The 10518-nt window shown below is 67.4% G+C and carries 9 protein-coding genes; 1 reads left to right on the top strand and 8 read right to left on the bottom strand.

Going from position 1 to position 10518, the window contains the following annotated elements:
* Nucleotides 1–119: 119 nt before the first annotated feature.
* From ACWF4Z_RS26265 to ACWF4Z_RS26250, 4 genes are all read right to left on the bottom strand, one after another.
* The gene (locus ACWF4Z_RS26265; protein ID WP_452245800.1) at nucleotides 120–1640 is read right to left on the bottom strand and encodes a hypothetical protein; all 1521 of its coding nucleotides are present in this window, start codon (nucleotides 1638–1640) and stop codon (nucleotides 120–122) included.
* 171 nt (nucleotides 1641–1811) lie between these two features.
* Entirely contained in the window at nucleotides 1812–2057 is a 246-nt protein-coding gene (locus ACWF4Z_RS26260; protein WP_452245799.1) for a hypothetical protein, read from the bottom strand.
* Nucleotides 2058–2219: 162 nt separating this feature from the next.
* Complete coding sequence (locus ACWF4Z_RS26255) at nucleotides 2220–3047, bottom strand: DUF4097 family beta strand repeat-containing protein (protein ID WP_452245798.1); 828 nt, start codon at nucleotides 3045–3047, stop codon at nucleotides 2220–2222.
* Nucleotides 3044–3835, bottom strand: a complete 792-nt coding sequence (locus ACWF4Z_RS26250; RefSeq protein ID WP_452245797.1) for a hypothetical protein — start codon at nucleotides 3833–3835, stop codon at nucleotides 3044–3046. The genes ACWF4Z_RS26255 and ACWF4Z_RS26250 overlap by 4 nt, the downstream gene beginning before the upstream one ends.
* 111 nt (nucleotides 3836–3946) lie before the next feature.
* On the opposite strand from ACWF4Z_RS26250, the gene ACWF4Z_RS26245 reads away from it, so the two are divergent.
* A complete protein-coding gene (locus ACWF4Z_RS26245) occupies nucleotides 3947–4741 on the top strand; it encodes an SDR family NAD(P)-dependent oxidoreductase (protein WP_452245796.1) in 795 nt (264 codons plus the stop codon).
* 8 nt (nucleotides 4742–4749) lie between these two features.
* Here ACWF4Z_RS26245 and ACWF4Z_RS26240 read toward each other — a convergent pair whose 3' ends face one another.
* From ACWF4Z_RS26240 to ACWF4Z_RS26225, 4 genes are all read right to left on the bottom strand, one after another.
* The gene (locus tag ACWF4Z_RS26240; protein WP_452245795.1) at nucleotides 4750–5610 is read right to left on the bottom strand and encodes a galactose-binding domain-containing protein; all 861 of its coding nucleotides are present in this window, start codon (nucleotides 5608–5610) and stop codon (nucleotides 4750–4752) included.
* Nucleotides 5607–7178, bottom strand: coding sequence for an alkaline phosphatase D family protein (locus ACWF4Z_RS26235; RefSeq protein WP_452245794.1), 1572 nt, complete (start codon nucleotides 7176–7178; stop codon nucleotides 5607–5609). Before ACWF4Z_RS26235 ends, ACWF4Z_RS26240 begins: the two co-directional genes overlap by 4 nt.
* Nucleotides 7179–7297: 119 nt before the next feature.
* Entirely contained in the window at nucleotides 7298–8050 is a 753-nt protein-coding gene (locus ACWF4Z_RS26230; protein WP_452245793.1) for a hypothetical protein, read from the bottom strand.
* 300 nt (nucleotides 8051–8350) lie between these two features.
* Complete coding sequence (locus ACWF4Z_RS26225; protein ID WP_452245792.1) at nucleotides 8351–10498, bottom strand: (Fe-S)-binding protein; 2148 nt, start codon at nucleotides 10496–10498, stop codon at nucleotides 8351–8353.
* Between the last annotated feature and the right edge of the window lie 20 nt (nucleotides 10499–10518).

Here is a 10518-nt window from a genome sequence, read left to right as displayed (position 1 = left end):
ACGCACCACCGTGACACTCAAAATCCTCCACAAACGACATGGCCGCCGCAACTCCTCAAATCGAGGTGTTGCGACGACCACGTGAACCCGCCGTCATCCCGGGCCCCTTCCTTGCCGACTCAGGCGGTCGGCTTGAGGTAGATGGCGATCGATTCGATGTCCATCTGGTCGTAGCCGACTCGCTCCTGCCGGTAGACGCCTCCGTACGGCGAGACGGCCGTCGGCGACTGCTGCTTGCCGTCGAAGAGGGTCAGGCCGGCATCACCGTTCCCGGGGGACGACGAGTCACCGACCGACGGGGAATCACCGGAGCTCGGCGTGTCACCGGAGGTGGGCGTGTCGCTGGACGACGGCGAGCCGCCGGGGCTCGGGGTGCCCGACGGGGCTGCGCTCGGCAGGTCCTGGCCGGTCTTCGCGTCGAGCAGCACCGGCTGTGCCTCGGTCTTCGCGTACACGACGCCGTGGAAGGCTGCGGTCAGGTCAGGCACGATACGGCCGCCGGACTTGTCGTTGAAGCCCCAGGCCTTCTTGCCGGTGGTGTCGTCGAGGCCGATGAGCTCCTTGCCGTCGGTGCAGACCACCGACGTCGCATGGTCCGCGAAGCAGGTGTAGCCGCCGCCGCCGATCTCCTCGGACTGGACCCCAGGCGTCGCCTGCACGATCGCGCCGGACGACAGATCGACCGCGTAGATGGACTCGGTCTTGATCCCCTCGCCGTAGTCGATGTACTTCATGCCGTAGAAGTACCCGTACTTGGCGGTGCCGGCGAGCGGCGTGAAGTAGGCCAGCTTCAACGGGACCTGCTTCGTGATCTTCCCGCTCGGACCGTCGGCGAGCACCATCGTGCCGTCGGTGGCGCTGTCGGCCTGCTGGCCCTTCGCACCCACGATCACACCGTTGTGCACGGCAGCCGGGTCGATGCCCGGCACGATCGTCGCCTTCTGCGTCTTCGGGTCGGCGAACACCGCCATGTCGTTGGCCTTCACCGTGGTGCTGCCCTCGGCGACCGCACCGACAGCGACCTGGCCGGTCTCCGCGTCGTACGCCACGTTCGTCAGGCGCGGGGTGCCGAGGTTGCCGGTGCCCTGGCCTTCCACCGTGCTCACCGGCGTGGAGATCTCGGCGATCTTCTTGCCGGTCATCACGTCGATCCACTGGATGACGACCAGGCCCTTCGGCTTCTGCGTGCCGTTGCCCTTGTCGGTCTGGGCGTACGCGACCAACGCCGCGTCCTTGCCATCGACCTTGACCGCGATCGGCGGGGCCGCTTCGTTCACCGTGGTGGTGTCGGCCGTCTTCGACGGGACCATCCAGGAGTTGTTCGGGTTGGCGACGTCGTGGCCGGCGAGCCCGGCATAGCTGCCGACCAGCACCACCTGGCCGGAGATACTCGGCTGGGCCTTGTCGAGCGTGGAGCGGCCTTGGTATTCGGCCGAGGGATACGCGTTCGCGACGGTGAACGCCTTCGGCGGGTCGAAGGACGGTGCCGTCGGAGTCGACGGCGTGGGTGAACTGTTGGACTCACCGCCGTTGTCGGATCCCGACTCGGAATTCTTCTTGTCGTCGTTGCCGCCGCAACCGGCGAGCAGGACGAGCAGTGTGGCTGCGGTGGCGACGGCCTTGGCTGTCGGACGCTGCATCGTTGCTCTTCTCCCCAAGTGAACCGAAGTGATCGCTTGAGAACCTAGCAGTGTTGCCGGGTCCCGATCACGGTTATCCACAGGGGTTGCATCAAGCTGCAGCCTTCACCAGACCCAGCCGCCGCAGCAGACCGATCACCGCGGCGGCCGGGCCGGTCAGTGGTACGCCGTTCATCGGACGACCGAGAGTCCGGTCCCACGATGGCGGCCCTGCGGCTGGGGCTGGACCTGCGGTTCGGTGAGCCGCCGGGAGGCGGGCTCGAGGCGGTCGGCCAGCTGGCGGAGCGCGGTGGCGAGGCCGTGCCGCGGTCCGGTGGTACCGGTCTGCTTGCGGTCGCGGAGCTGGGCCCGGACCTCGGCGGCCCGCACCTGCTCGGCGACTCGGTAGCGTGCGATCTCTTGGTGTTCGGTGATCATGAGCTTGCTCCCTCGGTGTGTCCCCGTGCTGGATGAGCTGTTTCAGGCAGTGCTGTCGGGCCTGTTCCAGGCAGTGCTGTTCAGGCCGGTTCCAGGCAGTGCTTCGCCCAGGTCCCGCCGCCGAGCGCGTGGCCGGCGGGACCTGCTGGCGTGGTGCTGGTGTCAGACCTTGAGAACGGTGATGTCGCCGGAGACGGTGCGGGCCCGCAGCGTCAGCGTGCGGTCGCCCTCGGCCGGCTTGTCGCCGGGCTCCAGCTCGCACCGGATCCGCCCGGTGACGGTCTTCAGGTCCAGGTACGTCGGGATGCCGTCGGGAACCCCGATCTGGACATCGCCGCGGGCCGTCTCGGCCTGGACGCTCGGCCCGTCGGCGATCTCGACCTTCACGTCGCCGGAGCCGGAGGTGGCGACCGAGTGGTCGCGGATCCGCTCGACGGTGATGTCACCCGAGCCGACCTTGATCGATGCCGGTCCGGCCACGTCGCCGATCCGGACGTCACCGGAGCCGGTGCTCAGCCCGACCGCGTCGCCGGCCTCGGCGATGTCGATCGATCCCGAGCCGGTACTGGCGCGGACCGCGCCGCCGACCTGGTCGACCTTCACGTCGCCGCTACCGGTGCTGACGCCGAGATCGCCTTCGACCCGCTCGATCCGGACATCGCCGGAGCCGGTCGAGAGCCGCGCCGTACTCAACGGCATCCGCGACTCGATGTCACCGGAACCGGTCTTGATCCGGGCCTCGAGCGTCGCCGGAGTGCTGATCCGGACCTCGATCTCGGGGCCGCGGCCGCGGGTGTTGCGGGGACCCTCGACGATCAGCTCGCCGTTCTCGACGCTGAAGACGATGCCCTCCTCGGGGCCGTCGACGTCCACGGTGACCGCCGTCTCGGCGCCGTCGTTCGGGAAGATCTCGACCTTGCCGGCGCCGATGTCGATCCGGACCCGGTCGATCCGCTCGTTCTCGTCGTCGACGTACTGGAAGCCGCTCATTGGACCCATCCGTTCATCTGCTGGCCGGGGCCGCGTCCGTTGCCACCGCGGTGGCGCTCGTCGCGGCGGCGTTCGCTGTCGTCACGGCGCCGCTCGCGCTCGTCGCGCCGGCGCTCCCGGTCGCCCCGGCCACGCCGGCCGCGGTCGTCACCGAAGACGCCGTCCTCGCCGAAGGGTCCACCGGGGCCGAACACACCGTCCGGTCCGAAGACTCCGTCGGGTCCGAGCGGGCCGTTGGGGCCGAGCGGTCCGTCGGGTCCGAAGACTCCACCGCGCGGCGACCGCGGGGGCCGGGGCGGGCGCGGGCCTCCGCGGCGACCGCGGGCTCCCTCGCTCAGCTCGGTCATCACGGTGCGCATCAGCCACGCGTTCGAGGAGATGCCCTCGGCGTCGGCGGCTTCGTCCACCTTGTTCTTCACCGACATCGGCAGCCGCAGGGTGATCCGCGCGGTCGGCTCGTCGGCGTCCAGCGTGAGCTGGTCGGCGACATCGCTGCCGGTCTCGTCGATGTCTTCGTCGGTCTCGTCCGGACCGGTCAGCTGGCTCGGAGCCGGCGTGACCACGAACTCGGGACGGCCACCGGCCATCCGGAGCTCGACCGAACCGGGGGACAGCTCACGGCTGATCTCCCCGGCAGCGTCGGACAGGGCTGAGATGAGGGCCAGGCGGCCCGCGTCATCCAGCGTGGCTCCGAGGCGCTGGGCCACGGAGCGAGTCTGGTCGTCGGCCAGGGCGGTGGCGTTCTCAACGCTCCGCCGGACCGATTCGAGATAGTGGTCAAGTTCCATAGCCAGAACTATGACGTCATCGTGACGTCACTGTCAACCTTCTTTGATGTCAGTGTGTCGTCATGGTGGCGGCACCGGCAGAATGGAGGTCCGTCGACGACAGGAGAAAACGTGTCCAGAGGAGTGCTCGTCACAGGTGCGTCCAGGGGAGTCGGCGCGGCTGCCGCGCGGGCCTTCGCGCAGGCCGGCGACCGTGTCGTGCTGCATTGCCGGGGAGCGGTCGACCGGGCCGAGGAGGTTCGGTCCACGCTGCCCGGAGACGGCCACGCGGTGGTCGCGGCGGACCTTGGTGATGCGGCCGCAATCCCTGCCCTGGTTGAGGAATCAGCCGCCGTGCTCGGGCGGATCGATGTGCTGGTGAACAACGCCGCACTCTTCGTGGACGAGCCGGTCGGAGGGTCCCGACGGATCGGGCATCCGCTGGCGGAGTCGTCGTACGACGAGTGGGTGGCGGCATGGCGTCGTACCCTCGCAGTGAACCTGGAAGGGGCCGCGCACGTCACCTGGTGTGTGGCTCGCCAGATGCTCGACAAGGAGCCCGCAGAGGGCGTACGACGGGGCGCGATCGTCAATGTCGGGTCGCGTGGAGCGTACCGCGGGGAGCCTGATGTGCCCGCGTACGGCGCTTCCAAGGCCGGATTGCACGCGTTGGGACAGTCGCTGGCCGTCTCGTTGGCACCCTTTGACATCACGGTGACGTCAATTGCGCCCGGATTCATCGCCACCGACATGGCCGGACCGGTGTTGGCCGGCCCAGGAGGCGATGCGATCCGGGCTCAGAGCCCGTTCAACCGGACGGCCACGGCTGAGGAGGTCGCGGACGCCGTCTACTGGCTCGCGTCACCCCAGGCGGGTTGGTCGAGCGGTGCGGTCCTCGACTTCAACGGAGCCTCATACCTGCATTAGAGCGTGGCTCAGTAGACCTCGAGCTCGACGATCCGGGAGTAGGTGTGGTCGTTGCCGTCGAGGCAGAGGATGCGGACCGCCGTGGCTTGCGTGGGCGCGAAAGTGGACGTGACGTGGCCGGCGGTGTTGCCGCGGACCTGGGCCACGGTCTGCCAGGAGCCGTTGGTTTGGACCTGGACGTCCCAGTCCCGGAGGCCGAAGCCCTTCGCCGGGTACTTGGCCGAGTCGAGCGTGTAGAGCTCGACTCGGCTGACGGTTGCGGGCTGGTAAAGCGTGACGTCGTACGTGTCAGGGAAGACCGCGCGGGTGCCATCGTTCCAGCCGGTCAGGGTGTCCCAGTGCTCGGAGTCCTTGTCGCCGTCGACCGCGCCACAGAGGAAGAAGTTGCCATGGGTCGAGGACGCGACCGCCTGCTCGCCGAGGACCAGGTTGTCCCCGGATCCCTTGGGTGGCAGGGGATTCACGGTCACCGGGACGGTCAGTCGCGAGCGGTCAACCTCGAGATTGATCCGGTAGTTGCCGGGCGTGGTGTCGCGTGGGACCCGGACCTCGACGGGTGCGGAGACCGGCTGGTCGGGGTCGACGGCAGGGAGCCAGGAGGAGAAGAGTTGCCGGGACAGCTGGAGCGGACCGGTCTTGTCCAGCGTCAGGTCGGCGAACCGGTTCTGGCTGCCGGTGTTGGTCATCGTGAGGTTCAGGTTGCCGGGGAAGCAGGGCAGTCCGACAACGCTGAGCTCCTGCGGGGTGACCGAGACCTGAACGTCCGTCGCCGGGTGGCTGTTGGTTGCCTGGGGCATTGAACTGGAGGCGAGCAGGGTCGCCGCCAGCGCGGCGCCGAAGCCGGTCGCCGACTGCCAGCGGATCTTCATCGCTGTACCTCCGAGATGCCCGGGTGGCCGTCTTCGACGACGAGCTTGGCGCGGGTGCTGACGGTGCCGTTCTTGACCGAGACCTTGTCGACCACGCGGTAGTCGGAGACCCACTGCTGCGGTGTGATGCTGCAGCTGACGTATCCGCGCTGGAAGTTGCCGAACTTGATGTGTGGGTTCTCCTTCAGGAGCGTGAGCCCACCGGGGTCGAGGTCCATCCCGTCGATGCCGGACGAGATCGACGTACCGACGAACTCGGCGCCGACGGTCGCGGACGCCTGATCGGTGAAGTCGAGTTTGAGGTCCGAGGCGACGCTGCGGTGCAGGTCGCCCGCGATCGAGACCAGGTTGCGGACTTTGCGTTGCGCGGCGCCGCCGAGTACGCGATTGCGCGACGCCTCGTACCCGTCCCAGGTGTCCATCGGGACCAGGACGCCGGGACCGTCCTTGGTGTCGAGTCGTGCGATCGCGGTCTGGTGTGCCATCACGTTCCAGCGCGACTGTGACGCCGTCCACCCGTCGAGCAACCACTTCTCCTGCGCGTCGCCGGTGATCGTCCGGGCCGGGTCGGCGGTCTCGGGGCCGGGCGCCTTCGTGCCATCGCCGTACGCCTGGTCCGACCGGTACTGCCGGGTGTCGAGCACGCTGAACTCGGCCAGCCGTCCGTACCGGATCCGCCGGTAGAGCTGCATGTCCGGGCCTATCGGGAACTGCGCGAACCGCAGCGGCATGTGTTCCCAGTACGCGCGGAACGCGTTCGCTCGTCGTACCAGGAACTGCGCCGGCGGTGCGCTCGGATGGGCCTCGTCGGCCCAGTTGTCGACCACCTCGTGGTCGTCGAGCGTCACGATCCAAGGGGCGACCGCGTGTGCCCGCTGCAGGTCCGGATCGAGCTTGTACGCCGCGTACCGCTGGCGATACTCGTCCAGGGTCACGGTCTGCTGCGTGTTGTACGGCTCGTTGGAGTCCGGCCGGATCCCGCGGTCGATACCGAACTCGTAGATGTAGTCGCCGAGGAAGAACACCACGTCGTGGTCGCGCTTGGCGAGGTCGGCGTACGCCGTGTACCAGCCCTCCCAGATCGCTTGGCAGGACGCGAAGGCCAGCGACAACTCCGACAGATTCGCGTCGGGAGCCGGTGCGGTCTTGGTCCGACCGACCGGGCTGTAGCGCCCGTTCACGCGGAAGCGGTACCAGTAGTGCCGCCAAGGACGCAGACCTCGTACGTCGACGTGCACCGAGTGACTCGATTCCGGGCGGGCCTTGGTCTCGCCGTGGCGGACGACGCGGCGGAAGTGCTCGTCCTCGGCGACCTGCCACTGCACGTCCACCGGGCGCCGGTCCATCCCTCCGAACGGCGCCAGCGGCTCGGGTGCGAGCCTGGTCCAGATCACCACCGCGTCGGGCAACGGATCACCCGAGGCGACGCCGAGCGTGAACGGGTCCCGGCGATCGGGCCGCCCGGTCCAGCCGGCCGCAGCCGACTCGATCTCGGGCAGGCTCCCGCCGAGCGCCAGCGCGGCCGCGGCCCCGGTGACGGTCAGAAAGCTTCGTCGCGTACTACTCATCGGCACCCGCCCACTCGATCATCCGACGCCATCACTTCCGCGACAGGTAAGTAGCTACCTGGCTAACGTCAGATTACGAGAATTTCCCACCCATCAGCGTGAAGTGACCGAATCCGGTCTCAGCCCACGACCTTGCTCGCGGGCGGCGCGGCGATGTGGACCGGCTGGTTGTAGTCGGTGATCGTGGTCTTCATGGTCAGGCCCGAGGCTGTGTAGCTCAGCTCGCGGACCAGGCGCGCCGAGTCCAGCAAGATCTCGAAGTCGATCGTCTTCGGGGTGCCGGCCGGGACCGTCTGACCGATGGCCTTCAGGGCCTTCACTGTGTCGACCGTGGCGACATAGGCCTCGAGCTTCTTCCCGCCGAGCGTCCTGGTGCCGTCGTACGTCACGGTGGTGACTGACCGCAGCGACGCGAACAGGTCAGTCGGATTGCCACCCTGAAGCATTGAGTGAAGCTGAGCGGCCTGTGCTCCCTTCGCCTTCACGTACTTGCCGGCCGGAGTTACGCCCGGCACCGAGACGTAGAGCGCGTTGCCGACGAGGATCACCTTGGCCGGCTTGCCGCCGATGAGCCGGCCCGAGACGTCCATGGACATCGCGAGCGGCTTCGCGGTCTGTACTCCGTTCGCCGTGAATACAGTGACACCGCTGGTCGTCACCCACATCGTGGAGACGATGCGCCAGGACTTCTGCCTGGTCAGGGCGGTACTCATCGCGGGGACGAGGGTGTCCCGGGTGAGGTGCGCGACCGCCTTGAGCGGCGCGGCGGTCGTTTGCTCCACCGGCGCAGCCGAAGGCCGGTACCCGGTGGGTTGCGCCTGGCCACCGCACCCGACCAGACCGAGCACGAGCAGTACCACGACCACAGCCACGCGAACCTTCATCGTGCCAATTCCTCCCCAGGCAACCCAAGCCGTCGGATCTTATGGTCTGGACCACCTGAAGCGAAAGAGCCTTGCAGCTATTTGCAGTTAGCCAAGCAACGTGTCCGCCAAGAGGACAGCGGTCCGGCACCACTCATCAACCAGCCCGTTGAACACCTGCCCACGCGCACGACCTCGCCCGGGCAGGGCGGAGTTCGCGGTTGATGAGTGCCTGGAGTCCGCTAGGACAGTTCCCCAGGCCGCGAAGCGGTGTTCGCTCAACCCGCCACATCCGTGACAAGAACCCGATTAGCTTCTTTTGACTGAGGCTAGGAGGAGTTGGGCTACGTCTTGGACTTCGACTTCTTCGCGGGCTGTGCCGTCGGCCTGTTTTGCGGTGAGGCCGTCGGAGAGCATGACGCGGCAGAAGGGGCAGCCGGTCGCGATCTTGTCGGCGCCGGTGGCGACGGCCTCGTCGGTGCGGTTCAGGTTGATCCGGCTGCCGATCTTCTCCTCCATCCACATCCGCGCACCGCCGGCTCCACAGCAGAACGACTTGGTCTGGTTGCGCGGCATCTCGGCGAACTCCGCGCCGGGGATGATGTCGAGCAGCTCGCGGGGAGCGTCGTACACCTGGTTGTGCCGACCCAGGTAGCACGGGTCGTGGTAGGTGATCTTCTGCCCGTTGAGCGTGCTGTCGGCCGGAGCGACCGGGGTCAGCTTGCCCTCGCGGACCAGGCGATTCAGCAACTGCGTGTGGTGGATGACGTCGAGCTCGACACCGAGCTGGGAGTACTCGTTCTTCAACGTGTTGAAGCAGTGCGCGCAGGTGGAGACGACCTTCTTCGCTCCGGTCTCCTTGAAGACCTCGGCGTTCTGCATCGCGAGCTGCTGGAAGACGAACTCGTTGCCGGCCCGACGGGCCGGGTCACCGGTACACGTCTCGCCGTCACCGAGGACCGCGAACGAAACGCCGGCGATGTTGAGTAGCTCGGCAACCGCCTGCGTGGTCTTCTTCGCGCGGTCCTCGAAGGCGCCGGCGCAGCCGACCCAGAACAGGTACTCGACCTCGGCCAGCGTCTCGACGTCAGTGCCGACCTGCTTGACCTCGAACGGCAGACCCTTGGCCCAGTCCATCCGGCCCGACGGGTTCATGTTCCACGGATTGCCCTTGTTTTCCAGGCCTTTGAAGAGTCCGTTGAGCTCGGACGGGAACGACGACTCGATCAGCACCTGGTAGCGGCGCATGTCCATGATCGCGTCGACGTGCTCGATGTCGACCGGGCACTGCTGCACGCACGCACCACACGAGGTGCACGCCCACAACGCTTCCTCGTCGATGACCGCGACGTCCGCGGGACCCACGAGTGGCTTGTCCTGTTCCGCGAGTACCAGCTCCGGGAGCGACTTGCGGTCATCGTCGCTGCTCGCCAGCAGGTACGGCGCTTTGGCGTACGCGTGCTCGCGCAGACCCATCATGATCAGCTTGGGGGACAGCGGCTTCTCGGTGTTCCAGGCCGGGCACTGCGACTGGCACCGGCCGCACTCGGTGCAGGTGGTGAAGTCGAGCAGGCCCTTCCAGGTGAAGTCCTCGAGCTTGCCGACACCGAGAGCCGCGTCCTCGTCGAGCTCCTCGATGTTCTCGAAGTCGATCGGCTCGCCCTTGACCATGATCGGCTGCAGCGCGCCGAGCGCCGTACCTCCGTCGGCCTTGCGCTTGAACCAGATGTTCGGCCAGGCGGTGAACCGGTGCCAGGCCACGCCCATCGTCGCGTTCAGCGAGATCGTGATCATCCAGGCGAACGAGATCAGGATCTTGATCATCGCGACCAGGTAGATCGTGTTCTCGAGGCCGTGCGGGGAGAGGCTGCCGAACAACCCGTCGCCGACGAAGAACGTCGACGGGAAATGGAACCTGGAGGCGCCACTCAGCTCGTACTCCAGGCCGCGCAGCAGCAGGATGCAGATCAGTACGCCGAGGATCGTGTACTCGACGTAGTACGCCTGCCAGGCGGTCGAGCCGAAGAACCGGCTGTAGCGGCCCTTCTCGCCGCGCGGCAGGTTGCGCAGCCGAATCGCCATCAGGCCGAGGATCGAGACCAGACCGGTCCAGGTGAGGAACTCGCTGACCCACTCGAAGACGAACCAGTGGCCGATCACCGGCAACACCCAGTGCGCGTCGAAGAGCTGCCCGAACGCCGTCACCAGGCTGAGGAACAGCCCGATGAAACCGAACGCGACGAACCAGTGCAGTACGCCGATGTGGCTCCACTGCAACATCCGGGTGTGCAGCAGCGACTCCTTGGCGAGCGTCGCGGTGCGCTGCCCCGGGTGGTCGGTCCGGCTCGATGGCTGGCCGAGCTTGATGACGGACACCATGTGCCCGATCGTCTTGCCGAACAACGCGACACCGACCAGCGCAACCGCGAGCGATACGACAATGGCAAGGATCTGCATACCAGCGATGTTATTGGTCG

The organism is Kribbella sp. NPDC055071, assembly GCF_053608045.1.
The sequence above is the reverse complement of the archived record's forward strand: the minus strand, read 5'-3'. Positions and strand labels throughout refer to the sequence as shown.

What these genes read in the sequence shown, in the direction of transcription:
- ACWF4Z_RS26265 (WP_452245800.1), bottom strand. Translation starts at nt 1,640, where the DNA reads ATGCAGCGTCCGACAGCCAAGGCCGTCGCCACCGCAGCCACACTGCTC.
- ACWF4Z_RS26260 (WP_452245799.1), bottom strand. Translation starts at nt 2,057, where the DNA reads ATGATCACCGAACACCAAGAGATCGCACGCTACCGAGTCGCCGAGCAG.
- ACWF4Z_RS26255 (WP_452245798.1), bottom strand. Translation starts at nt 3,047, where the DNA reads ATGAGCGGCTTCCAGTACGTCGACGACGAGAACGAGCGGATCGACCGG.
- ACWF4Z_RS26250 (WP_452245797.1), bottom strand. Translation starts at nt 3,835, where the DNA reads ATGGAACTTGACCACTATCTCGAATCGGTCCGGCGGAGCGTTGAGAAC.
- ACWF4Z_RS26240 (WP_452245795.1), bottom strand. Translation starts at nt 5,610, where the DNA reads ATGAAGATCCGCTGGCAGTCGGCGACCGGCTTCGGCGCCGCGCTGGCG.
- ACWF4Z_RS26235 (WP_452245794.1), bottom strand. Translation starts at nt 7,178, where the DNA reads ATGAGTAGTACGCGACGAAGCTTTCTGACCGTCACCGGGGCCGCGGCC.
- ACWF4Z_RS26225 (WP_452245792.1), bottom strand. Translation starts at nt 10,498, where the DNA reads ATGCAGATCCTTGCCATTGTCGTATCGCTCGCGGTTGCGCTGGTCGGT.